Source organism: Paenibacillus sp. FW104-T2 (assembly GCF_058789975.1).
This window is the reverse complement of record NZ_JBYTCE010000001.1, coordinates 339,208-362,841: the sequence shown is the minus strand read 5'-3', so window position 1 is coordinate 362,841 and position 23,634 is coordinate 339,208. Positions and strand designations below refer to the sequence as shown.

Here is a 23,634-nt window from a genome sequence, read left to right as displayed (position 1 = left end):
AAAGAATGCGATGTAAAATTTGTAACAAGAAAGTGTTCTTCCATTCATTTTCATAAAAAATAAATCAATCACGTTGATATAAGGAGGAATTGAAGTGAAAAAATGGGGACTTGGGATATTGCAGGTTGCTCTCCTCATGGTCTTTTCACTGCTCATGGACCAGTTGGCCCGTGCTCTCCATTTGCCTGTGCCAGGTTCGATACTCGGCATGGTTGTGCTGTTTATTTTGCTTCAGACACGGGTTGTGAAGCTGCGCTGGATTGAAGTCGGAGCCGCATGGCTGCTCGGAGAACTGCTGCTGTTCTTCATTCCTTCAGCCGTTGGCATCATGAACTACATGCCCATGCTTGAACATGACGGACTGCAGATTCTGTTCATTGTCCTGCTGAGTACATTTCTGGTTATGGTCTGCACCGGCCTGGTTGCCACACGAATCGCCAAACGAAAGGAGCGTCACACCGGATGATTGGATTTCTCTGCTTGCTGTTAACTGTCGGTATTTATTGGGTCGCCAAACGCATGTATCGCCAATTGCCCAAGGTTTATCTGTCTCCACTACTGATCACGCCCCTGCTTGTCGTTGGCGTGCTGCTTGCGACAGGGACGGATTATGCAGATTACAGCAGCGGCGGCAAATGGCTTAGTCTTCTGCTGCAACCGGCTACGGTAGCTTTTGCTGTACCGCTCTATACCTTTTTCCATGTGCTCAAAAAGCATATATCCGAGATTGTCTTCAGTGTCATGACCGGATCGGTAGTCGCCGTACTCTCGTCAGCCCTGCTCGCCAATTGGCTTCAGCTGGACTCCGGGCTGATTCACAGCCTGATTCCGCGTTCCATTACAACTCCGATTGCCATGAATGTCTCGGCTACCATTGGGGGTATCCCCGCTGTTACTGCTGTTTTTGTCATCATGACCGGTTTGCTTGGTGCGATTATGGGTCCTTCTATCGTTAAAATGCTCCGCATTGATGGAGAAATTGCCCGCGGAACCCTGCTCGGAACGGGTGCCCACGGCACAGGGACTTCCAAAGCTTTTGAGCTCAGTTCCCTGACAGGAACCATCTCCAGTATCTCCATGGTACTCGCTGCATTGTTCACTCTGGCGGTAGCTCCCATTCTTTCTAAACTTATTTTCCCATAATAGATAGAATTGTCCCTATTATTTGAAATATTATTGTTGTATTAAAGCCCTTTCTTCCTTACAATAAGGACATGTTTTATAAGCGAATATTGCGGGGGAGATGCGATGAAAAGAACCGGAATGAAGAGATCTCTGGACCGCCTTGGACGAATTGTCCTTCCCAAAGAAATGCGGGATACGATGGAAATCCATATCGGCGATCCGCTTGAGTTTTTCATTGAAGGGAAAGAGTTGATTTTGAGAAAGTACAAATCAACGTTGTGTGTGTTTTGCGGTGATATGGATACGGAAATGTATTTCAAAGAGCAATTCATCTGCCGGACGTGTGCTGTTCAATTAAAACACCCGGATGACTCTCCCGAATGGTTCGTTCCTCAGAACAAACAGGCTCCTGCAGCCGTGGAGCGTCCTGCTTCCGATTCCGCTAAAGTCTCTTCCCCCACGTGGGATGAAGGAACTGTACCTGCCAGCACTGAATACCCTGACCTGCGGCCCAAGACGGCACGCATGCTGCAACAGATGAAAGAAATTGTTGAACAGAATCCTGGTTTGGCTCAGCAGCAGATTGCGGAAAAGCTTGGTATTAGCCAAGGACGCGTCTCCCAATTAAAGAAATTGCTATAATACGATTTCATTTTATTATTTATAATCAGGAGATCTTCCCAATGAGGAAGTCCTACTGCAAGAGAACCCTGTATATGTGTGGGTTCTTCTTTTTTTATCCTAAAGAAAAATGAATTAAATAAAGGCATCGTAAAAGAGGGCAACTGTTTTGGCAGCCGCCCTCTTTGGTTATTCAATCTATACATTGCTCTAATAAGGTTACGCCTGAATGACTTCCAGGATCTCTTCTTTCTCCAGCTTGCGCATACCGATCGCCAGAACAACAATATTGGCAACGAGCAGGATCGCAGGAAGAGCAATAGCCCCGTATTGTCCGTAGATCAGATGACTTCCGAGTGCACCAATCAGAATAAATGTCAGCACACCTGCTGCTACCATGCGGGTGCGCGGGATCAATAACCCCACTGCACTAAGCAGTTCTACTGCGCCGAGCAGATACATCGTCCACTTGGGATACGAGAAGCTCTCGAACGTCTGTACCATCATCTCAGCACCCATCACCTTGTTAAGCCCCGTCATCACAAATACACCTGCAAGCACGACCAGAAAAATATATCCAATAACTCTCATTATGTATGTTCCTCCTGTAACTGATCTAAAGGTTAGATGAAAAGAAAAGCTGGAGCATCTTGCCTGCTGCACATGCCACATTCAATTCAAATCTGCAAGATGCTAAATCTATGTCAAAGCCGTCTTGCGACGACTCGGTTTTCAAGCCAACATGTGAACGAATAACGTACTCCATATCGATCTATTAGGTATTATTGGATACTGGCTTACTTTTATGAAGTGAGTATATAATAATAAGATTATTTATTCAAGTAATTTTTTGATAAATAGTGTATAATACATACAAAAGGGTTGTTGCATGGTTTTTTGCCGTAACCTTTATGAATGAATGCTTCTTATTTTTCGTCAGAGTGGCGGTAAGCCAGGCACTTTTTTTTATATACAAGACAATTAGACTATTCCAACATTGTTATGCGAATTGAGGTGAACACGTTGAAGCTGAGAAAAGCAAAATCACCAAGTCCCTGTTTGATCACACAAGCTATGGACATCATTGGTAAGAAGTGGGTTCTGCTGATCATGTATCAGCTGCTCTCCGGACCTAAGCGCTTCACAGAGCTGGAAGCAGAAATGGCCATTAGCGGCCGTCTGTTATCCGAGCGTTTGAAGGAAATGGAGATGGAAGGCATCGTAACCCGTCATATGTATCCAGAAATTCCGCCACGGGTTGAATATGAGCTGACTCCCAAAGGCAAGGCTATTGAGCCGGTGATCAACCAAATTTATGGCTGGTCCTCCGACTGGCTGAAACGATAGCAATGCAGATCCCTTTAATCTAAAACACCAAAAGCCTGAATAGGTGCTGATCTTCTCCAGATCAGCTTCCCATTCAGGCTTTTTTCTTAAAGCGCCATTGGATCATTCAATGAATTAATGCGAGAGATTCTTAATAGGCTTCAGCTGCACCGGCAGACCGGAATCGGCAGATGCCAGCGCTGCTGTTGTAATCTCCTGTGTACGGCAGGCATCCGCGTAATCAGACAGGATCCGCGTACGGTCACCCGTCCGAAGAGCATGAATGAACGCCTCGTTCTCCCGTTCATACGGGTTATGTCCTGCTGGAATCTCCTGGCCTGCCATCGCGTGGGCAGCAGCACTCGGCAGCAGCAGACGGTCCGGAGTCCAGTCCCATACTCCGGCTTCCGTGTAGAACTGAAGTCCGGCACCACCTTCTCCGTCCGGCAGCAGGCATGTATTGGCAATGCTCGCAATGGCACCGCTCTCCAGCTTAAGCGTAACATTCGCTACATCTGCCACGTTAACATGATCGTGCTTCTCATGCATCACACGCTGGGCTGCTGCTGCATACACCTCAGTAACTTCTCCTGCACAGTACCGGAGCAGATCCACAATATGTGTTGTCTGCTCGACAAACTGTCCTCCGGATCCATCCTGACGGCGCCACCAGGCAACGCCGGGCATACCGCCCATCCAGCGTCCAAGTGCCATGCCGATCGTCTGATCCTTCATCGCTCCCCGGAGTACCTGCGCTGCTTCCTGGTAGCGAAAGTGATAACCTACCGAAGTAAGCAAACCTGTATCCTTCACCTGCTCTAAAATGTTGCGCGGAATATCCATCCCTGTGCTTAGTGGTTTCTCCACAAGGAAAGGGATGCCTCGACGAATCAGTTCCGATTCAATCGAGCCATGTGACATTGGTGGAACGCAGATGTAAACTGCATCCAGCTTCTCCCCATCCAGCATATGTTCAAGCTCGCTGTAGCCAGCTGCATCATACACGGAAGCCATGGCCTCAGCCTTCTCCAAGGTAGTCCCGAGCACACTTGCCACACGGACGCCTTCCATTCGTGCCAAAATATCTGCATGTACTTTGCTGAACCAGCCTGTTCCAATGATGCCGATCTGTAACGTCATGGATGTAATCCCCTCTCTTTGTTACGCGCTTACATGTTCCATTCGACCCCCGAATACGAAATCCTGCATTATATTTTGCCAGATGCCCCCAATATCAGCCGGTCCAGCTCTTGTTCATACCCTGTTCTCTGCTCATCCGTCCAGCACAGCCGATCATTCATGTATTGGATAACTGCCGACCTATACTGACGCACCTCGTCAATTCGGAAAAATAAGTCGCCTGTTCGTCGCACCAGGAAGTCTGCCGGGGTAACGGCCATCTCTTGCTCAATTGCATAAGTCAGCATGAGCAGCAGTTCCTGTGGCATGCCATGCAGCTCGGCCTTGGCCCGCGGTCCAGGCAATCGGTCATAAAGGGCATCCACATTGGATCCATAGGTACGAGCCAGCCGCTCTGCAGCTTGCCGATTAAGTCCAAGCGCCACCCCATCCTTAATCTTGCGCTCTATATAGACGGAATACCCTGCTGAGCCACCAACGTCCCCACCGGAAATCGGCATCTTCTTCGTTATGCATGGCCCAATCCATTTCCCTGTTTCCTGCTTCAGCTCCCGAGCTGCCAGATCAACGACCATTTCAGCCATTTTGCGATACCCGGTCAGCTTGCCCCCCGCAATGGTGATCAGTCCGGAGGGAGAGACCCACACTTCATCCTTGCGTGAGATTTCGGAGGGACTCTTGCCTTCCTCATGGATTAATGGACGAATGCCAGCCCAGCCCGATTCCACATCTTCGGCACGAATCTGGACATCTGGAAACATGCCATTTACCGCATCGATTACATAATCCCGATCTGCTTCAGAGATCAGAGGATGCGCCGGGTCATCTCGGAAAACAGTATCAGTGGTACCCACGTATGTTTTGCCATCACGCGGAACCGCGAAAACCATTCGCCCATCAGGCGTATCAAAATATACAGCTTGCCGAAGAGGAAACCTTGATCCGTCGAACACCAAATGAATGCCTTTGGTCATTTGCAGTGTCTTGCCCTGCTTTGAACCGTCTACCTTGCGGAGCTCATCCACCCATGGACCCGAAGCATTGATGACCTTGCTTGCCCTTAATTGAACACGCTCGCCTGTGATCTGGTCTGTGGCCTGGATGCCAATGATCTTTCCGTTTTCCTTCACAAACCCTTCTGCTTTTACATAATTCACAGCTTGGGCTCCACGCTTTACCGCTTCTTTCATTACTTCAATGGTAAGCCGTGCATCATCCGTCCGGTATTCCACATATAACCCGCCACCCAGCAGTCCCTCTCGGCGCAGCAAAGGTTCGCTGTCCGAGACAGCTCCAGCGTTCAGCATCGTACGGCGTTCGCTGCGCTTCACACCCGCGAGCCGGTCATACACCATCAAACCAATGGAGGTGCTGAAGCGGCCAAACGTACCTCCCGTATAGATGGGCAGGAGCATCGGCTCCGGTGTCGTCACATGAGGTCCATTTTCATAGACAATTGCCCGTTCGCGTCCTACCTCAGCCACCATTTTCACTTCAAACTGCTTCAGATATCGTAAACCTCCGTGGACCAGTTTGGTTGAACGGCTGGACGTGCCCGCTGCAAAATCCTGCATTTCAACCAGCGCGGTCTTCAGTCCGCGGGACACTGCATCAAGGGCAATACCTGCCCCAGTGATCCCTCCGCCTATAACCAATATGTCAAAATGTGCATTCGCCATGGATTGAAGATACTCGCCGCGCATTGCTGCAGAGAAAGGTGAAGTCATCGGTCTGCCTCCCACTCATTGCCATTATTTTTGCTAATCCATCTTCAAAAAAGAACAAAAAAAGACCACGTCATTCGCTGCAGCAATTGCTGAGCGGTACGTGGTCTCTCCCGATCTCCAGACATCATTTTTTAACTTGTGCCTTAATCCTATCACACATTTTGAGCGGCGTGAAGGCCTGAAATGACACATTATTCAAAAAAATTTCAAAAAATTGCTCTGCCCAAGGACGTAATTTCAAACTGATCCACTAACCTCTTTATTTTCCTAATCATGGATATATGGATTTCGTTCCCCAGGAAAATATCCCCTGTAAGTTATGCATCATTTTCAACCAGTAATTATCATCTATTGAATTTGTTTAATGAAAAAGTACAAATAGCTATATCTTCATATCCTTTCTTATTTGAAGGCCATCGCAGCCTTCACTGCTCGCTGCCAACCGGCGTATAGATCACTTCTGGTATCCTCTTCCATCAGCGGATTGAATACGCGCTCCGTGTTCTCATGATTCTTCAGTTCATCCGCACTTTCCCAGTATCCTACAGCAAGACCTGCCAAATAAGCCGCCCCCAGAGCGGTTGTCTCGTTCACCGTTGGGCGCTCAACCGGAATGCCCAGAATGTCGCTCTGGAATTGCATCAGAAAGTCATTGGCCGCTGCGCCGCCATCAACACGTAACGAATCGACAGCAATCCCCGAATCGGATTCCATAGCCGCCAGGACATCCTTGGTTTGATACGCTAGCGCTTCAAGCGTCGCTCGAATAAAATGTTCCTTCGTGGTACCGCGTGTCAGACCGAATACGGCGCCCTTGACCTCGCTGTCCCAATACGGACTACCTAGCCCGACGAAGGCCGGTACCATATACACACCATCTGTGGAGGGTACCCGTGCAGCATAATCCTCACTATCCTTAGAGGAACGCAGCATCCGTAATCCGTCACGCAGCCACTGAACGGCAGAACCCGCCACAAAAATGCTGCCTTCAAGTGCATACTCTACTTTGCCATTAACACCCCAGGCAATCGTTGTGATCAATCCATGGTCCGACTTTACCGGATCTTTCCCGGTATTCATGAGCATGAAGCACCCGGTACCATATGTGTTTTTCATACTGCCCTTGTGATAACATCCCTGACCAAATAAGGCTGCCTGCTGATCCCCCGCTGCGCCAGCAATGGGAACCCGGTGGCCGAAGAAATGATAATCCATCGTGTGCGCATACACTTCAGAGGAGCCCCGCACTTCCGGCAGCATCGCTTTTGGAATATCGAGAATACGGAGCAGTTCGTCATCCCATTGCAGATCATAGATGTTGTACATTAATGTACGGGAAGCATTGGATACGTCCGTTACATGGGTACCTCCGCTGAGCTTCCAGATCAGCCAGCTGTCGATCGTGCCAAATAGCAGTTCTCCCTGCTCCGCGCGTTCACGTGCTCCTGGCACATGGTCCAGAATCCACTTGACTTTCGTACCGGAAAAATAGGGATCAATAAGCAGTCCCGTTTTCTCACGAAAAAGGTTAGCCAGTCCCTTCTTCTTCAGCTCATCACAGATATCAGCAGTTTGTCTAGACTGCCATACTACGGCATTATAGATGGGGCGACCTGTTTCCTTATCCCACACCACAACTGTCTCGCGCTGGTTCGTAATCCCGATTCCGGCAATCTGGGCAGGCTTAATTCCACTCTCTGCCAAGCATGAAGCCATAACTGCAAGAATGGAGCTCCAGATTTCATTCGCATTCTGCTCGACCCAGCCCGGTTTGGGGAAATACTGCGGAAACTCCTGCTGAGCAATATGTACAATCTCCCCATTGTGGTTAAACAGAATAGCCCGTGAACTCGTGGTCCCCTGATCAAGAGCCATAATATACTTTTCCATATCGACAACCTCCTGTAAGCATATTGCATCATTCGATATCACAGGTGCCTGATTGACAGATGCAATATGATTAAATTAATGCTATTGTTTCGGTTCTGTAAGCGATTCCCCAAAATGTCGGATCAGGTCAAAATTGGACGTGGTCACTGCTGTTGCACCGGCCTGCAGCGCGAGCTCAACCTCTTGGGCAGACCGGATCAGTCCTCCCGCAATAATGGGAATCCCCGTCCGTTCCGCTACCTCGGTAATAATATGCGGAATAACGCCAGGAAGCACTTCAATATAATCCGGCTGTGTCTTCGTCAGCAGTTGATAACTTTTCTCCAACGCATTTGTATCCAGCAAAAACACCCGCTGAATCGCGGTGATCCCCTTTTGTTTCGCCTTTTGAATCACGGTTGCCCGTGTAGAGATCAAACCCGCAGGACGAATATGCTGACACAAATATTCTGCCGCGTACTCATCGTTCTTCAGCCCTTGGACCAGATCAGCATGCAGCAGGATTTTTTTGCTTCGCCGCCTTGCCTCATCCAGCAAGCTCTCCAGCTGGGCAATGTGGGTATCCAGCAAAACCCCATAGGTGTAAGGGCCATCAATAATCGCTTCGAACTGCTTCATGCTCTTGGCAGCGGGTAACATGCTCTGTCCCTCAAATGGCACCATCGTTCCTCCTGCATCATTCAGATTGCCTATATTGTATAATCCGTATGGTAGATCGGCAAGCAGAGCCCGGCACGAGGAAGCATCCCCATAGTGTTCATTACTCTGTCGTAAACACCAAAAGGCCGTTGTCGTGCACCCCTAAGGAGTGAACAACAACAGCCACTTTTTGTCGATTGCACAGCAAGATACCTTCACTGGAATCAACGCTGATTTAACACATAAGGTGAAATTTAAGCCTGTGCATGCGGAAGCAGCACATCGGCCCCGGCCCAACCATCGTTCTCAGCCAGGTGCCCCGATCGACTTACTTTCGTTTGCAGGTACTTCTCATTGAACGCCGAACGATCGCCCCACAGCGGAACACGTCCACCCACATTCAGTCCCGCTTCCTGCAATGCAGCCAGTTTCCGCGGATTGTTGGTGATCAACGTAACAGGTGCAGAACGCAGTGCACGCAATACAGCAATGGCATCGTCATAGTTACGAGCATCGTCCGTAAAGCCAAGCTGCAGGTTCGCATCTACGGTATCCAGACCTTCCTCTTGCAGAATGTACGCCATTGCTTTGCTGAACAGACCAATCCCGCGACCTTCATGGTTCGCCAGGTAGAACAAGGCACCCGCTCCATGGGCTGCGATCATTTTCATGGATTGCTCCAGCTGGAAGCCACAATCACAGCGCTTGCTGCCAAAAATATCACCTGTATGACAGATGCTGTGCATCCGGATCAGTGCTTCCTGCGCTTCGGCAAAATCGCCGTACACGAGCACACTCGACTGCTGACGTTCTGCCAGTTCGGCAGTAGCCAGCGATTCAATCAGCTCGCCGCTCTCCATGACCTTATCCGATTTCAGCCAGCTGTACCACTGAAATGTACGCGTCTCTCCATCCAAATTGACCGGTAGCTTAATCGGTCCAACCAGATATATAAATTCTTTTCCACTCGGAAAAGTCTGGATTTTGGGGGCAAGCAGTTGAATAATATGTGAATTGATCATCATGTTTCGTTCCTCCTGTTAAGCCATTTGATATACAGATTGATTCGTATCCAGACCGAAAAAAGATCACTGGACGTTTATAGTACGTATCTATATTAATGTCATCATCATTAGTTACTTTATGTAAGCAAGTTTAAAATAAAAATTATATTGTGTCAAGTAACTTTTGTTTTTAAAGTAACTAATAAAATCAGGATACGAAACCGACACAAATTTGTGTTTCATTTTCGGAATATTGGGTATGAGTTTATAAACTGCTCATAGAATGATGTTGTAGTCCAAAGTACTTCATGCCTCGAACTTAACGATGAGGGGGTTGTGCACATGATCCGCCGGAAAAGAACCTGCTGGACAGCCATCATGATGGTCTGCGTCCTGCTTATAAGCGGATGCTCCATCTGGCCAGGACAAGACGATTCTGCGAACAACAAAAAGGTAGCGCTTACACTATGGTACTGGAACCGTTCCATTGATGATAAGCTGATTGCCAAGGCCAGGGAACAGTTCCCCAATATTGAACTGACTGCCCAGAAGATCGGCGGTGACTTCAAGGCGAAGCTCAAGACAACGCTGGCCGCAAAATCAGGCGAGCCCGATATTGTGGCCCTAAACGACTGGATTATGGAGCTCTTCCCCAGTGAAGACCGTTTTTATAATCTGTATGATCTCGGCGCTGGGGACGTCGAAGACCAGTATCTTGAATGGAAATGGAAGCAGGGCGTCACGCCCAGCGGACAGATGATCGGTTTCCCGATGGATACGGGACCGACAGCTCTCTTTTACCGGGCAGACCTCTTCAAGGAGGCTGGGCTGCCATCTGAACCCGAGGAGGTAAGCCGTCAGCTGAATAGCTGGGAAGCATACGCCGCAGCAGGCGAACAGATCAAGGAGAAACTTGGGGGCAAGGTATTTCTGACCGATAACATTGGAAGCGTTTACAACCAAGTGTTGTCCCAAGGAGCTGAGCGCTACTTCCGCCCGGATGGTTCGTTTATCGGCATGGATTCTCCTCTGGTACGCACAAGCTGGGATACCGCCATTGATTTTAAGCAAAAGGGATTACTGGCGAATGCAGACGGCTGGACTCCAGGCTGGAATGCAGCGATGAATAATGGGGAAATTGCATCCTTCGTGGGTGCGGTCTGGATGAAGCAGGTGCTGCAGGAAGCTGCGCCAGATACATCGGGTAAGTGGCGGGTGGCCCGTGCTCCTGGCGGAGATGGCAATAACGGCGGTTCGTTCCTGTCCATTCTGAAGTCCAGTGAGCATCCTCAGGAAGCCTTCGAGCTGGTGCGCTGGCTGCAGAGTCCGGAAAATCAGCTGGAGCAATATCAGACGTTGAACCTCTTCCCTTCTGCTCCGGGTGTGTTCGACTCTCCCGCAATGAAAGAAGAGGAGCCCTTCTTCGGCGGACAGGCGACGGGGCCTGTATTTGCCGAATCGGCACAGCATGTTCCAGACGCTTTTTTTGGTGAACGTTACCCATCGGTACACAACATTATTACCCGGCGCCTGAATGATGTCGCGAAGCAAAATGCCGATCCCCAGCAGGTCTGGACCGATACCGTACACCGCGTTGAGCGGGAACTCCAGCGTTGACCTGAAGAACGTGTGTGTTCGATATCTGCATAAGGAGGAATTCATATGGCTGTAACCGAACCCCATTTCACTCCCGAACCCGGAGCCGTGCGTCCGGACCTGGATCGGAAGAAATCTCTCCTGTCCCAAATTTGGGAACATCGTGCTCTATATGCTGCGATCTCACCATTTTATATTCTCTTTGCCGTGTTTGGCCTGTTTCCCATCGGCTTTTCATTGTACCTGGCCTTCCATAAGTGGGACGGCATTGGCGTAATGACCTACAATGGGCTGAACAATTTTAAATATATGCTGACAGATGCCGAGTTCTGGCAGGCTGTAGGCAATACATTCATGATCTGGATATACTCGACCATTCCCATGTTGTTCTTCGCCCTGATTGTTGCCTTTCTGCTGCATGCGCCGTTCGTGAAGTTCCGTACACTGTTTCGGGTCGGTTACTTCCTGCCAAACGTCACATCCATCGTGGCCGTGGCGATCATCTTTGGTGCACTGTTTGCCAACAACTATGGCTTTCTCAACTATCTCCTGCAGTCGGTCGGGCTTCCGGTCGTGGAATGGCTTAATGCGCCTTGGGGTATTAAAGTGGCGATCTCCTCCATGGTCGTCTGGCGCTGGACGGGGTACAACGCTGTCATCTATCTGGCCGGACTTCAGAGTATACCGCAGACCTTGTATGAAGCAGCCAAAATTGACGGCGCATCCGGTATACAGTCCTTCTTCCGAATTACAATTCCGATGCTGCGCCCTGTGATTCTGTTCACGGTGATTACATCAACAATTGGCGGCATGCAGCTGTTCACCGAACCACAGATCCTCGTAGGCAACGACGGCGGTGCAGGCGCAGCAGGGATGACCATTGTTCTGTACCTTTACCGTGAATCGTTCATCAACAATTACTTCGGATATGGTGCAGCGGTGGGTTGGGGCATGTTCCTCATTATCGCCCTGTTCTCCATCGTGAACTGGAAGCTTGTTCAAGGCAAGTCATCCTGATGTGACAAGGGGGGAGCGCTCATGACGTCCAAATACCTCAAATCGCTCGTATTGTATACCGGTCTTATCGGGGGCATGCTCATTTCCATGTTCCCGTTCTATTGGCTGATTGTAATGTCCACCCGGACAACGTCCGACATCTACGCATTTCCGCCCCAGCTCTGGTTCGGGGGAGAACTGTGGAATAATATCAGCCGGGTGCTGCAGCAAATCGACTTCTGGGGTGCATTTGTCAATACACTGTTTGTATCCGGCATGGTGACCGTGCTCGTGCTGTTCTTCGACTCATTAGCGGGTTTTGCGTTTGCGAAGTTTGAGTTTCCGGGCAAAAAGTGGCTCTTTGTCCTGCTGCTGGCCACCATGATGGTGCCTTCCCAGCTGTCGCTCGTGCCTTCCTTCGTCCTCATGGCGACGTTCGGTTGGGTCGGTTCCTTCAAGGCCCTGATTATCCCGGGCATGGTGAATGCCTTCGGCATCTTCTGGATTCGGCAGTATGCCACGGAGTCCATCCCGAATGACCTGCTCGATGCGGGCCGGATCGACGGCTGTAATTTCTTCCGTCTCTATTGGAATGTGGCGCTGCCCATCCTGCGACCTGCGTTTGCGTTTCTCGGCGCATTTACCTTTATCGGAGTATGGAACGACTACCTGTGGCCGCTCATTGTCCTGACCGATGAACGGAAATATACCCTGCAGATTGCCCTCTCCCAGTTAAATGGACTGTACAATACGGATTACGCGATGGTTATCGCCGGTACTCTGCTGGCTGTTATTCCGCTCATTATCATGTTCCTGTTCATCAGCCGTCAGTTCATTTCGGACATTGCCGCCGGAGCCGTGAAGGATTAATATTCCTGCATTTTGATCCATCCCTCAAGTCTGATATTCTTATCTATAGATTAATACCAGATGCTCCAGAGAAAGAGGGATGACAAAATGGCTTCTTCACCCTATATGATCGGCGTAGATATCGGCACCACATCCACCAAGGCCGTATTGTTTGAACAAAACGGCTCCATCGTGGCTCAGGGTGGTGCCGATTATCCGCTGTATACCCCTACCCCTGCGATTGCAGAGCAGGATGCGGACGATATTTTTCAAGCTGTTGTAGAATCCGTTAAGCAGGCGACAGCCAAGGCAGGTGTCAAACCGGAGGAGATTCTGTTTGTATCGTTCAGCTCGGCGATGCACAGCATCCTGCCTGTTGACGAGCAGGGCAAACCGCTGATGCGTGCCATGACGTGGGCAGATAATCGCAGTGCGGAATGGACGGAAGCACTCAAAACCGAAATGAACGGTCACGAAATTTATCTGAGAACAGGAACGCCCATTCATCCGATGTCACCGCTGACCAAGATCATGTGGCTCACCCGTGAACAGCCAGAACTGTTCAAGCAAACTCACAAATTCATTTCCATGAAAGAATACGTGTTCCTCAAATTGTTCAACGAGTACGTGATTGACCACTCCATGGCGTCTGCCACCGGAATGATGAATCTGGAGAAGCTGGACTGGGATGAGGAAGCCCTGCATGTGGCTGGAGTTACACCAGACCATCTATCCCGGCTTGTGCCGACCACTCATGTGCTCAAGCAAGGTCTGAACCCGGAGTATGCCAAGGAAATGGGCATTGCGGACAAGACGCCATTTGTGATCGGGGCAAGTGACGGTGTGCTCTCCAATCTTGGCGTAAACGCGATTGATCCCGGCGTGGTGGCAGTAACCATCGGCACCAGCGGAGCCATTCGTACGGTCGTGGACAAACCGGTTACCGATCCAAAAGGACGTTTCTTCTGTTACGCGCTCACCGAGGATGCGTGGGTGATCGGTGGACCCGTGAATAATGGCGGGGTCATTTTCCGCTGGATTCGGGACGAGTTTGCAGCATCTGAGGTAGAAACAGCGAAGCGGCTGGGTATCGATCCTTATGAGGTGCTCACTCGTGTCGCGGAAAATGTACCGCCAGGATCGGAAGGTCTGCTCTTCCATCCGTATATGACAGGTGAGCGGGCTCCGCTCTGGAATCCGAATGCCCGCGGCTCGTTCTTCGGTCTGACGCTTCACCATAAGAAGGAGCACATGATCCGTGCCGCCCTGGAAGGTGTATTGTTCAATCTGTATACCGTCATGCTGGCTATTGAAGAGAAGATCGGCCGTCCTACCAAAATTCAGGCAACGGGCGGCTTCGCCCGCTCCGAATTATGGCGGCAGATGATGGCCGATATTTTCGACCAGGATGTGATTATTCCCGAAAGCATTGAAAGCTCCTGCCTTGGTGCAGCCGTGCTTGGCTTGTATGCACTTGGCCGAATTGATTCCCTGAGTGCGGTATCCGGCATGATTGGATCCACACATCGCCATCAGCCTGACCCGGATCATGTCCGCATCTACCGGGAATTGCTGCCGATCTTCATTCGGATCTCCCGCAAGTTTGAAGAAGAGTATGCGGATATCGCTGCTTTTCAAAATAAAACGATGCATCAGAAATAAGCTGCCCCGCTAACGAATCGCAGGCACCTTATGTTTAGATTAGTCTTTGGCATGTTGAAGCGAAAGAATTATAGCCACGTTATTTCAACAAAAGCTTGCACTGGAGCCGATAATGTTTGCAAATCATGGGCCTGGGATTCGTTAGCGCACCGCTTCTGCTAAAATCCATCGAATAGCGTGTCTCCAGTTCATTAGATTGAATATGTATTGCTGCACGTTCAAGAGGGCCGTCTCGTCATGTTTATGACATATGGGATGGCCCTTCTTCATGTACCGTTTTTTGTACAAACAATACTTATGAATGATGAAAACCTACTCCTCGCACTCGAGGTTCAGATTTAAAACAATGTCACCTAATGACTTGGAAAGAGATGCTCCAATATGCTACGGTCATAGATATGAAAAAACATTATCCTTATAGTTTGAAGATGGAGCTGACGAAAATCTGTGTGCACAGACCAATCTGCCACGAATTTAAATCTTATTTTCAGCAAATTTGATCCAGCCACGCATTGAAGGCAAACAGCATTTTTACTCTTTGCGGAAGGATGATCTAAACAGTCGTTTTCCCGGTCTTGTAGAATTAATATTGAATACGACAGGAGGTTAATTGCATTGTTGGATAAAAAAGCGGCAAAAATACTGCTGAGCACATTCTGGGGAGGTGGCGGCTGGAAGACAGAACGTGCACCGTTCTCCGGGGATGATTTTGAATATGCCAAGAGCAAGCATGTGATGTTCGATCCGCAGACCACCACCCACGACGAGATTGTTCGGCGTCTGCATGAAATGCATCAGGACATCAGCTTAAAGGACAGAGTCGTGTCGGCTTTTCTGCATAGCCTGTCCACCAAAAAAGTATATTTGCGCAGTGCGCTCTCAAGCTGGGCACTAACCTCACGTTTGCCTCTGCATACCTATGCGGAACGGTCCGCGCTTCATGCCAACACCAGTGCATGCGGGGATTGCAATTACCTGCGGTTACAATCGGACAAGCAGTATGTGAACGTCGATCTGAACGTCCTGAATTTTGAGCGGATCAAATGGGGCGGGGTCCGTCATGGATGGCTGCTCTACTGTCTGATGGATCTGGAACTGCTGCTTCTTGATAACGATTCAAGCTACGAGGTAACCTCGGAAGATAAGGCCATCCTGGAACAGCTTCTTGCTGCCTGCCAAACTGGTGATCCCAAGGATAGTGCCCGCTCGCTTGAAAAGCTGTGGAAAGATCTGCTCCCTTCGAGCAAACAGGAACGGGATGCCCTGCTTGAGATCTGGGCGGCTGCTGGACTGCTGATTCCTGGCGATACGCCGAGAAGAGGCAAGGGTGGTTCCGGCGACTTTGTCTTTGCAGCTACCTGGCAAGGAGATGACGGCTATCATGCGGAAACAGCAAACCACTTCTTTGGATCTTATTTGCAATAAATGTTCTGAACGTTGGCTTTCTGCCAACATGTGCGATCATGCAGGTTACAATAATGACATCGACAGATTTCCGCTCCAGCTCGTATAATAGGGGAAAAATGGTAGATGGGAGTGAATCAAGCAATTTTATGGTATACATAATGGCCTTTTTGCTGTCTTTTGTTGTCGTGCTTCTGCTCATTCCTCCGCTTAGCCGACTGGCCCACCGCCTTGATTTTGTGGACAAGCCACGGGAAGACGTAGAGCGCAAGCTGCACAGACAGCCCATTCCGCTGACGGCGAGCTACGCGATATTTACCGGATTCTTCCTGACATACATTGCTTTTACGAAGCAGCTATCCATGGAGACGGCCGCACTGGTTGCAGGCGGTATGCTTCTATTAACAATTGGCACCATTGATGACTGGTACAAAACAAAAGGCAAAGACTTTCCCGCCCTGCCCAAAATGATCATTCAGATCTCTGCAGCCGTGCTCGTATTTGCTTCCGGAATTGCCTTCACCGGGTTTGTTAACCCGCTGACCTCGGAATACGTCATGCTTCCGTTCTGGCTGCAGTTCATTCTAACGATCCTGTGGATCTTCGGCGTAACCACCGTTATTAACTTCTCGGATGGCATGGACGGGCTTGCTGGCGGATTGTCAGCGATCTCGGCAGTCACACTGTTTGTCGTTGCCCTGGCCAAAGGCCAAACCGATTCGGCCCTCATGTCCATCGTGCTTGTCGGTGTAACACTTGGGTATCTGAAATACAACAAACCTCCGGCCAAGGTATTTATGGGTGATGCCGGTGCGACATTCCTCGGTTTCATTCTGGCTGTCATTGCCCTTGATGGGGCATTCAAGCAAGCGACCATACTGTCCCTATTTATCCCGATTCTGGCCCTTGGTGTACCGATCTTCGACAATATCTTTGTCGTTATCAAACGTTTCATTCAAGGCAAAGCCATCTATCAGGCCGATGCAAGCCAGGCTCATTACCGCCTCCTGCGTGCAGGGCTGAACCATAAGCAGGTGGTTGGCTTCTTGTATCTCATCAGTACCTGCCTCTGCCTCTCTTCCATCATTCTCATGTTGGTCGAAATGTAGGGACAGGCGACATTGCTCCATACAGATAAAAAAAGACGAGCCCGTGTATCCACGGGCTCGTCTTTTGGCTGATATGACCCTTCCATCAGCTTTATAACTTGGATTAGTCTTCTCTCTTCTTTCGATCCACGTGATCTCAGCCCTCAATCCTCGAAACCAACCACACCTACCTGGAAGCTGCCGGCGGCAAAGGTACCCCAGGCTTCTGCCAGTCTGCCCATCCTGGTCGGTCGAGCTCGACAAGACGTCGATAACGCTCTTCCCGAGCCAGCAGCTGTTCGTGAGAACCCTGCATGGCAATCTGTCCATTTTCCATAAAAATGACCTCATCCATCTGTTCAGCACCTATGAGATGATGGGTAACCCAGATCATCGTTTTGCCCTGCATGCTGTTCAGAATGGTGCGCATCAGTGCGCGTTCCGTCACAGGATCAAGTCCCACTGTAGGTTCATCGAAGATGACGACTGGTGTCTCCTGCAGCAGCACCCGGGCCAGAGCAATCCGCTGCCGTTCGCCGCCCGAAAAGCGCATACCCGTCTCCAGCATCGGGGTATTATACCCCTGCGGCAGAGATTCGATAAGGCCGGACAAACCGACCTGGTCGGCCACACGTCTGATCTCCTCATCCGTTGCGTGTGGACAGCCAATTCTCAGATTGTTCGCGACCGTTGTATCGAATAGATGTGGATTCTGATTCAGCACCGCAATGACATCGGGTACATTCTCTCCCAGCGTCTGCACAGGCTGATCATTGATCAGAACTTCCCCGGCTGAAGGGAGCAGAGCACCCTGAATCAGTTTGAGCAGTGTGGATTTGCCTCCCCCACTGCGCCCAAGGATGGCTAGCCGTTTCCCCTGGGGCAGATGAAGTGAAACACCTTGTACCGCATGGGCATCTTCGGAAGCATAGCGGTAACTTACATGATCGATTCGAATATCCGCTCTCAGCTTCGGAGGGATACGCAGACGGATGCGTTGATCCCGTGAACGATTCGTCATCTCCGCTGATTCAGAAGGGGCTTCAGCCGCCTGCACCGTTTCATCTCTGCCTGACGTGGCTCCTGGAGCATGTCCCTTACCCTCCAGATGCTGCAATCGATCCAGAGATTGGCGATACTCGGGGATACGCTCCACCGCATCGGACACAGGCAGTAAGGCTTCCGTAAGTGGAAACAGAACCAATACAAATGCCGCGATCATAACGGCTGGCAGTTGTCCTGCTGCTACCTCGCTTCCTGCCCACAATGTCGCGGACACCACCATCAGTCCAATGACACATTGTGCAATCAGGTCACGCCAGCGCGCCCATCTTCGCAGGCTGCGCCGAACGGAATCTGCCCGTTCCTCCCCCTCCTCCTGAAGACGAACGAACTCCGCCGCCCGACCACTGGCCAGCCAGTCTCCTAGGCCAAGTACACCGTCGGTAAGCCGCGTATATAAGTGGCTGTTCTCCTTTTTCAACCGTACTTTCTGTTTCCATGTAATCTTTAGCGTGATGACTGGCAGCAACCCAATAAGAAATAACAAGTAAAGACCCATCCACAATGCAAAACCCAGATCCACGGTTCCAAAAGAGATAACTGCTGCACCGTACAGGATCAGTGCCGTGATGGCCGGGAACACCGTACGCAGATAAATATCCTGCAGCCGCTCTACATCCTCTGCAAGTGCACCAAGCACATCCCCCGTTTGCATCCGTGAACGCAGGAACAGGGCTTGGGGCTCCAATATTCGATACAGCTTCACCCGTTGATCAGCAAGCACACGCAGTACGGCATCATGACCGGCCAGACGCTCGGCATATCGAAACACCGCACGGAAAATCCCGAATGCACGAACACCCACAATCGGTACATATACCATCAGAATGTTTTCAGGGCGGAGCGCAGACTTGGAGATCAGGAACCCTGAGGTAAAGAGCAGCAGCACGGCACAACATGCAGCACATGTCCCTAGTGCAATAACTCCGGCAAATCTCCAGCGGTACTGCACCACGTAAGGAGAAATCCAGCCGCTCTTCACACTCCCGTTTCGGGCCGTTTCTATCTGCTCATGTTCAGCTTCCATGTTATACCGCCTCCATCTGGGCCCGAATCATCTGGTAATAGACGCCCTGTCTTGCAAGCAACTCTTCATGTGTTCCTGTCTCGGAAACCGTCCCGCTGTCCATCACGATGATGCGATCCATATGCGGCATCCAGTGCAGACGATGTGTAGCCAAAAATACGAGTTTGTCTTCAAAACACGGCAGCATCGTCTGTTTCAGCTCATACTCGGTCTCTACATCCAGATGTGCGGTTGGCTCGTCCAGCAGCAGCACTGGCCGTGCACTGAGCAAGGCTCTGGCCAAGGCTACCCGCTGCTCCTGCCCACCGCTGAGCTGTCTACCCCCGGCTCCAATTCGCTCATGCAGTCCGTTTGGCAAGGAAGAGACCAGCTGGTTCAAGCCTGCTGCATTAGCTGCCTCTCCGACCTCCGCATCCGATGCTTCCGGCATATAAAAGCGGACGTTATCAGCAAGGGTCCCACTGAATATATAGGGATGCTGCGGAATGGCAGCCGTTTGTGTTCTCCAGGATTCCATCATCTCCGGGGACACGGGCTGACCGTTCACCAACACTCGTCCTGATGTGGGAAGTTGAAAACCGGTCAGCACGTCAATCAATGTGGATTTCCCTGCCCCGCTTGCACCGATGATGCCAACCTTGATCATACCGGAAATCTGAAAGGTGACATCCTCCAGCGAGTTGGCCCCGTCCTCTTCATGACGCACTTGGATGTCGGTGAGCGCCAGTCGGCTGCCCCTGTTCCAGATCAGCTTCGATAAAGCTGAAGTCACTTGTCTGGCAGTGCGATCATCATCCAGCACAACACGGATGGTCGAGGCATGTTTACGGTCTGAAGAAGACTGGTGTACAGATCTCACTCCGTCCGTCCCTGCCTGTGTCTGAAGAACAGTAGTGGTATACGCTTCTCGCTGTCTCTGCTCGGCTGCCTTCCCCCGCTCAATCATCTGTACGATTGCTTCTCCAGCTTCCTTGCCGTCCAAGGTGGCATGATAATCTGCACCCACCATACGCACAGGCAGGAAATACTCCGGTGCCAGAATAAGTACCGTCAGTGCCGGTCCGAGCAGCATCTGTCCTTCCGTTAGCCGCAAGCCAAGGCCAACCGCGACCGAGGCAACCGAGAGCATGGTGAAGAAGTCCAGCGCGAAGGAAGACAAAAAGGCCATGCGCAGTGTAGACATCGTTGCTTTTCGGTAGCGCTGGCTGACTCGAATAATCGTGTCTGTATGCTTGCCGCTCTGGCCCAGCGTTTTCAGCGTTTCGAGTCCGCGAAGCGTATCCACAAAGTGATTGGCCAGTGCCTTGTATGACTTGAATTGCCCATCAATCTTACGCTGTGCAGCCAGACCGACCAGAATCATAAACACAATTAGTATGGGAAGGGTCACCGTCAAAATAACACCGGACATGATATCCAGCTTGAACACATACAAGAGAATAATGATTGGGGTAAATCCCATGCCCAGCATGCGGGGGATAAATAGCTCCAGATACGTCTTGTACTGGGCTGTTCCTTCGCGTGCCAACGTGACCAGATGCCCTGTTCCTTCCGTTTTGACAAAACGCGGGCCAAGCCTGAACCACTGCTCTACCATTTGCCTGCGCAGGTCTGTTCCCGTTTGCTCTGCATATCGCATCGCCACCAGCTGCAGCCAGAAGGAAATGGCATACCGGGCAGCAAATGCAGCCAGGAACAGCAGCAGCACAGGGTACTGCTCTGTGAGGGATGACCCTTCGAACAGTGCCGTTATGGCTTCGGCAAGCCATTTGGCCTGCATAATGATCGTTATCGCCTGCAGCATTACCAGCGCTGAAGCCAGCGCCAGTACAGGCCGGATCCCCGGCAGCTTCAGCAGTCCCCGTCCCATATCAGTACTCCAGGTGATGCTGCTCGTTCAGACGTTTGCGGAAAATGTAATAACTCCAGATCTGATATCCGAGGACAAAAGGCAGCAGCGTGCAGGCTACAATCGTCATCACTTTCAGTGAATATGCACCAGAGGCCGCATTATAGACCGTCAGATCGAACGCTGAGCCGAAGGAACTGACCATAACTCTTGGAAACAGGCCAATGAATACAGAGGCAAACGCGATGGCAATAACAGCTCCGGTCATGCCAAAAGCCCAGCCCTCACGCTTATGCCGCACGAAGTAAGCAGCAAGACCCAATGAAACGGCACCAAGGACCACCATGATCCAGAGCGCCCAGCCGCGAACGGCAAACACATCTGTCATGAAGTAGGTCATCACCGCATACACCGCAAGAATGGCGGCCAGCGGCAGCATTAATTTATTTGCCATATTCAACGCCCGTTCCCTGAGATCGCCAACGGTCCGCAAGGAAGCGAACAGCAGCCCATGAACGAGACACAACAAGGTTACACTTAGACCGCCAACAACGGTATACGGGTTGACGATGTCCAGGAATCCCGCACGCATCTGCATCTCCCCATCAATGGGCAGACCCTTCATGAGCGTTGCAAAGACAACTCCGAACAGAAATGGCAGGAGGCTGCTTGAGACGACAATGATGATATCCCATGTTTTGCGCCAGCGCTGCTGCTTCATCTTGCTCCGGAATTCAAAAGCGACTCCACGGCCGATCAATGCAAGTAATACAACGACAAGCGGCAGGTAAAAACCGCTGAACAAGGTGGCATACCAATGCGGAAAAGCAGCGAACATTGCGCCGCCTGCCGTGATCAGCCAGACCTCGTTTCCATCCCAGAACGGACCGATGGAGTTGATCAGGGTACGACGTTCACGATCTGATTTGGCAATCAGGCCTGTGGACATTCCCACACCAAAATCGAAGCCTTCCAAAAAGAAAAAACCGACAAACAATACAGCGATCAACAGAAACCAAAGCTCACTTAGTGACAACGGAATACCCCCCATCCATGCCGAACGGATCGGCCGATTCATCGTGTTCCTCCGGCTTATCTACTGCGTGTGGACCAGCCTTGATCTCACGAACGAACAGATAGACCATAACAATGCCCAGAACCGTATAAGCCGCTGTAAACGCAATGGTAGAGAACAGAATCTGGCCTGCGCTCACGTTGGGCGATACACTGGCTTCGGTCGTCATATATCCGAATACCGTCCAAGGCTGCCGCCCCACCTCCGTCATAATCCAGCCCGACGTATTGGCGATGAAGGGCAGGGAGATGGCAAAAACCATCAGGCGCATAAACCACGTTCCAGCTACCTCCAGCTTCTTGCGCAGCGCCAGAAATGTACCGTACAGGGCGAGTACAATCATTAAACCACCCGCAGCAATCATGATGCGGAAGCTCCAGAACGTTGTCCGTACTGGCGGGATGTAGTCCCCTGGTCCATATGTCTGCTGATACTCGGCATTGAGTTCCTTCATGCCTTGAACACTGCCGGAGAATTTGCTGTAGGATAGATAACTGAGCAATCCGGGAATCTTGATCTCACCGGAGTTCTCCTGTTTGTCAGGATCTATTGATGCGATGACCGTCCACGGCGCAGGATCTTCCGTTGTTGTCCAGGTTCCTTCACTGGCTGCCATTTTCATCGGCTGTGTCTCCACCAGATATTGCGCCTGGAAGTGCCCGGAGAACGCCACACCGAATGAGGAAACAAGACCAATGATGATGGCAATATTGAACGATTTGCGGAAAATCTCCACATCCTGCTTTTTCATCAATTTGTACGCACTGATGCCAGTTACCACGAAGGCCCCCGTCATTAATGCGCCAAAGATCGTATGCGGGAATTCAACCAGCAGCTGACCATTGGTAAGCAGCGCGAGGAAATCATTCATCTCGGCACGGCCGTTGTTGATCTCGAAACCGACCGGATGCTGCATGAATGAATTGGCTGCCAGAATCCACAGTGCAGACAGGAATGTGCCGACAAATACGAGCCAGATACAGGCCAGATGCACCTTTTTGGATAACCGGTCCCACCCGAAAATCCAGAGCCCGATAAATGTAGACTCCATAAAAAACGCCAGTAAGGCTTCAACCGCCAGTGGCGCCCCGAACACATCCCCGACAAAGCGTGAATACTCGGACCAGTTCATGCCGAACTGGAACTCTTGCAGAATACCTGTCACGACCCCGACGGCAAAGTTAATCAGGAACAGCTTGCCCCAGAACTTGGCCATCGTTTTATAAATCTCCTTGCCCTTGACTACGTACAACGTCTCCATAATGGCTACCAGCAGTACAAGACCGATGGACAGCGGTACAAAAAAGAAATGGAAGATCGTCGTGAGTGCATATTGGATACGCGATAACATAATCGGATCCATACCGTTACCCCTTCTTTCTGTTTACATCGCAGTGATTTGCATTTGGCATGGAAGCTGCACCTTCGCTGTCTGTCTGTCCGCCAAATACGTGATGAACGTATTGTGCCAGATTGCCTATTTTGTACATGTGACAATTATCACAATCTACGTCAGAATTGCGAAAAAAATGTGACGATGGTCACACATTGGAT

The 23,634-nt window shown here is 50.5% G+C and carries 20 protein-coding genes and 1 pseudogene; 11 read left to right on the top strand and 10 right to left on the bottom strand.

Annotated features, from left to right (window positions below; genetic code table 11):
- The first annotated feature begins 94 nt into the window (after positions 1 to 94).
- From AC3WQ3_RS01615 to AC3WQ3_RS01605, 3 genes are all read left to right on the top strand, one after another.
- Complete coding sequence (locus tag AC3WQ3_RS01615) at positions 95 to 466, top strand: CidA/LrgA family protein (RefSeq protein WP_095290946.1); 372 nt, start codon at positions 95 to 97, stop codon at positions 464 to 466.
- Complete coding sequence (locus AC3WQ3_RS01610) at positions 463 to 1,143, top strand: CidB/LrgB family autolysis modulator (RefSeq protein WP_492471263.1); 681 nt, start codon at positions 463 to 465, stop codon at positions 1,141 to 1,143. The genes AC3WQ3_RS01615 and AC3WQ3_RS01610 overlap by 4 nt, the downstream gene beginning before the upstream one ends.
- Positions 1,144 to 1,248: 105 nt before the next feature.
- Positions 1,249 to 1,767, top strand: a complete 519-nt coding sequence (locus tag AC3WQ3_RS01605) for an AbrB/MazE/SpoVT family DNA-binding domain-containing protein (RefSeq protein ID WP_127537386.1) — start codon at positions 1,249 to 1,251, stop codon at positions 1,765 to 1,767.
- Positions 1,768 to 1,965: 198 nt separating this feature from the next.
- On the opposite strand, the gene AC3WQ3_RS01600 is transcribed toward AC3WQ3_RS01605, so the two are convergent.
- On the bottom strand, positions 1,966 to 2,337 hold the full coding sequence (locus tag AC3WQ3_RS01600; RefSeq protein WP_492471262.1) for a DoxX family protein: 372 nt from the start codon (positions 2,335 to 2,337) through the stop codon (positions 1,966 to 1,968).
- Positions 2,338 to 2,820: 483 nt separating this feature from the next.
- Between AC3WQ3_RS01600 and AC3WQ3_RS01595 the strand changes: the two genes are divergently transcribed.
- Positions 2,821 to 3,093: a winged helix-turn-helix transcriptional regulator gene (locus tag AC3WQ3_RS01595; protein WP_236146850.1), complete on the top strand. Its 273-nt coding sequence runs from the start codon at positions 2,821 to 2,823 to the stop codon at positions 3,091 to 3,093.
- Between the two features lie 114 nt (positions 3,094 to 3,207).
- Here the strand turns inward: AC3WQ3_RS01595 and AC3WQ3_RS01590 are convergent, their stop codons facing one another.
- The 5 genes from AC3WQ3_RS01590 to AC3WQ3_RS01570 all read right to left on the bottom strand — a co-directional run bounded on the left by AC3WQ3_RS01590 (position 3,208) and on the right by AC3WQ3_RS01570 (position 9,490).
- The gene (locus AC3WQ3_RS01590) at positions 3,208 to 4,212 is read right to left on the bottom strand and encodes a Gfo/Idh/MocA family protein (protein WP_492471261.1); all 1,005 of its coding nucleotides are present in this window, start codon (positions 4,210 to 4,212) and stop codon (positions 3,208 to 3,210) included.
- Between the two features lie 68 nt (positions 4,213 to 4,280).
- The gene (locus AC3WQ3_RS01585; RefSeq protein WP_492471260.1) at positions 4,281 to 5,939 is read right to left on the bottom strand and encodes a glycerol-3-phosphate dehydrogenase/oxidase; all 1,659 of its coding nucleotides are present in this window, start codon (positions 5,937 to 5,939) and stop codon (positions 4,281 to 4,283) included.
- A 402-nt stretch (positions 5,940 to 6,341) separates the two neighbouring features.
- Positions 6,342 to 7,829 (bottom strand): glycerol kinase GlpK, encoded by a 1,488-nt coding sequence (gene glpK, locus AC3WQ3_RS01580; RefSeq protein ID WP_492471259.1) that lies wholly within the window; start codon positions 7,827 to 7,829, stop codon positions 6,342 to 6,344.
- 81 nt (positions 7,830 to 7,910) lie between these two features.
- Complete coding sequence (locus AC3WQ3_RS01575) at positions 7,911 to 8,489, bottom strand: glycerol-3-phosphate responsive antiterminator (protein ID WP_110758811.1); 579 nt, start codon at positions 8,487 to 8,489, stop codon at positions 7,911 to 7,913.
- Between the two features lie 233 nt (positions 8,490 to 8,722).
- Positions 8,723 to 9,490 carry a GTP cyclohydrolase II gene (locus AC3WQ3_RS01570; protein ID WP_402878093.1) on the bottom strand — a complete coding sequence of 256 codons (768 nt, stop codon included), beginning with the start codon at positions 9,488 to 9,490 and terminating at the stop codon, positions 8,723 to 8,725.
- 324 nt (positions 9,491 to 9,814) lie between these two features.
- Between AC3WQ3_RS01570 and AC3WQ3_RS01565 the strand changes: the two genes are divergently transcribed.
- The 7 genes and pseudogenes from AC3WQ3_RS01565 (at position 9,815) to AC3WQ3_RS01535 (ending at position 17,088) form a co-directional block, all read left to right on the top strand.
- Positions 9,815 to 11,089 carry an ABC transporter substrate-binding protein gene (locus AC3WQ3_RS01565; protein ID WP_419720041.1) on the top strand — a complete coding sequence of 425 codons (1,275 nt, stop codon included), beginning with the start codon at positions 9,815 to 9,817 and terminating at the stop codon, positions 11,087 to 11,089.
- Between the two features lie 45 nt (positions 11,090 to 11,134).
- Entirely contained in the window at positions 11,135 to 12,085 is a 951-nt protein-coding gene (locus tag AC3WQ3_RS01560; RefSeq protein WP_492471258.1) for a carbohydrate ABC transporter permease, read from the top strand.
- Positions 12,086 to 12,106: 21 nt separating this feature from the next.
- Positions 12,107 to 12,934 carry a carbohydrate ABC transporter permease gene (locus AC3WQ3_RS01555; protein WP_095290931.1) on the top strand — a complete coding sequence of 276 codons (828 nt, stop codon included), beginning with the start codon at positions 12,107 to 12,109 and terminating at the stop codon, positions 12,932 to 12,934.
- 87 nt (positions 12,935 to 13,021) lie between these two features.
- The gene (gntK, locus tag AC3WQ3_RS01550) at positions 13,022 to 14,575 is read left to right on the top strand and encodes a gluconokinase (protein WP_492471257.1); all 1,554 of its coding nucleotides are present in this window, start codon (positions 13,022 to 13,024) and stop codon (positions 14,573 to 14,575) included.
- Positions 14,576 to 15,074: 499 nt separating this feature from the next.
- Positions 15,075 to 15,185: pseudogene (locus tag AC3WQ3_RS01545) on the top strand (ArsR family transcriptional regulator); the annotation flags it as partial.
- 8 nt (positions 15,186 to 15,193) lie between these two features.
- Positions 15,194 to 16,000 carry a hypothetical protein gene (locus AC3WQ3_RS01540; RefSeq protein ID WP_492471402.1) on the top strand — a complete coding sequence of 269 codons (807 nt, stop codon included), beginning with the start codon at positions 15,194 to 15,196 and terminating at the stop codon, positions 15,998 to 16,000.
- Between the two features lie 128 nt (positions 16,001 to 16,128).
- Positions 16,129 to 17,088, top strand: a complete 960-nt coding sequence (locus AC3WQ3_RS01535; RefSeq protein WP_492471256.1) for an MraY family glycosyltransferase — start codon at positions 16,129 to 16,131, stop codon at positions 17,086 to 17,088.
- A gap of 166 nt (positions 17,089 to 17,254) precedes the next feature.
- On the opposite strand, the gene cydC is transcribed toward AC3WQ3_RS01535, so the two are convergent.
- From cydC to AC3WQ3_RS01515, 4 genes are read right to left on the bottom strand one after another with little or no spacing between them, the layout of a single operon-like run.
- Positions 17,255 to 19,156, bottom strand: coding sequence for a thiol reductant ABC exporter subunit CydC (gene cydC / locus AC3WQ3_RS01530; protein ID WP_492471255.1), 1,902 nt, complete (start codon positions 19,154 to 19,156; stop codon positions 17,255 to 17,257).
- A 1-nt stretch (position 19,157) separates the two neighbouring features.
- Positions 19,158 to 21,026 (bottom strand): thiol reductant ABC exporter subunit CydD, encoded by a 1,869-nt coding sequence (gene cydD, locus AC3WQ3_RS01525; protein WP_492471254.1) that lies wholly within the window; start codon positions 21,024 to 21,026, stop codon positions 19,158 to 19,160.
- A 1-nt stretch (position 21,027) separates the two neighbouring features.
- Positions 21,028 to 22,083 (bottom strand): cytochrome d ubiquinol oxidase subunit II, encoded by a 1,056-nt coding sequence (gene cydB, locus AC3WQ3_RS01520; RefSeq protein WP_492471253.1) that lies wholly within the window; start codon positions 22,081 to 22,083, stop codon positions 21,028 to 21,030.
- Positions 22,028 to 23,443, bottom strand: a complete 1,416-nt coding sequence (locus AC3WQ3_RS01515; protein ID WP_492471252.1) for a cytochrome ubiquinol oxidase subunit I — start codon at positions 23,441 to 23,443, stop codon at positions 22,028 to 22,030. Before AC3WQ3_RS01515 ends, cydB begins: the two co-directional genes overlap by 56 nt.
- Positions 23,444 to 23,634: the final 191 nt, after the last annotated feature.

What these genes read in the sequence shown, in the direction of transcription:
- AC3WQ3_RS01610 (WP_492471263.1), top strand. Translation starts at nt 463, where the DNA reads ATGATTGGATTTCTCTGCTTGCTGTTAACTGTCGGTATTTATTGGGTC.
- AC3WQ3_RS01605 (WP_127537386.1), top strand. Translation starts at nt 1,249, where the DNA reads ATGAAAAGAACCGGAATGAAGAGATCTCTGGACCGCCTTGGACGAATT.
- AC3WQ3_RS01600 (WP_492471262.1), bottom strand. Translation starts at nt 2,337, where the DNA reads ATGAGAGTTATTGGATATATTTTTCTGGTCGTGCTTGCAGGTGTATTT.
- AC3WQ3_RS01595 (WP_236146850.1), top strand. Translation starts at nt 2,821, where the DNA reads ATGGACATCATTGGTAAGAAGTGGGTTCTGCTGATCATGTATCAGCTG.
- AC3WQ3_RS01590 (WP_492471261.1), bottom strand. Translation starts at nt 4,212, where the DNA reads ATGACGTTACAGATCGGCATCATTGGAACAGGCTGGTTCAGCAAAGTA.
- AC3WQ3_RS01585 (WP_492471260.1), bottom strand. Translation starts at nt 5,939, where the DNA reads ATGACTTCACCTTTCTCTGCAGCAATGCGCGGCGAGTATCTTCAATCC.
- glpK (WP_492471259.1), bottom strand. Translation starts at nt 7,829, where the DNA reads ATGGAAAAGTATATTATGGCTCTTGATCAGGGGACCACGAGTTCACGG.
- AC3WQ3_RS01570 (WP_402878093.1), bottom strand. Translation starts at nt 9,490, where the DNA reads ATGATCAATTCACATATTATTCAACTGCTTGCCCCCAAAATCCAGACT.
- AC3WQ3_RS01565 (WP_419720041.1), top strand. Translation starts at nt 9,815, where the DNA reads ATGATCCGCCGGAAAAGAACCTGCTGGACAGCCATCATGATGGTCTGC.
- AC3WQ3_RS01560 (WP_492471258.1), top strand. Translation starts at nt 11,135, where the DNA reads ATGGCTGTAACCGAACCCCATTTCACTCCCGAACCCGGAGCCGTGCGT.
- AC3WQ3_RS01555 (WP_095290931.1), top strand. Translation starts at nt 12,107, where the DNA reads ATGACGTCCAAATACCTCAAATCGCTCGTATTGTATACCGGTCTTATC.
- gntK (WP_492471257.1), top strand. Translation starts at nt 13,022, where the DNA reads ATGGCTTCTTCACCCTATATGATCGGCGTAGATATCGGCACCACATCC.
- AC3WQ3_RS01535 (WP_492471256.1), top strand. Translation starts at nt 16,129, where the DNA reads ATGGTATACATAATGGCCTTTTTGCTGTCTTTTGTTGTCGTGCTTCTG.
- cydC (WP_492471255.1), bottom strand. Translation starts at nt 19,156, where the DNA reads ATGGAAGCTGAACATGAGCAGATAGAAACGGCCCGAAACGGGAGTGTG.
- cydD (WP_492471254.1), bottom strand. Translation starts at nt 21,026, where the DNA reads ATGGGACGGGGACTGCTGAAGCTGCCGGGGATCCGGCCTGTACTGGCG.
- cydB (WP_492471253.1), bottom strand. Translation starts at nt 22,083, where the DNA reads ATGAATCGGCCGATCCGTTCGGCATGGATGGGGGGTATTCCGTTGTCA.
- AC3WQ3_RS01515 (WP_492471252.1), bottom strand. Translation starts at nt 23,443, where the DNA reads ATGGATCCGATTATGTTATCGCGTATCCAATATGCACTCACGACGATC.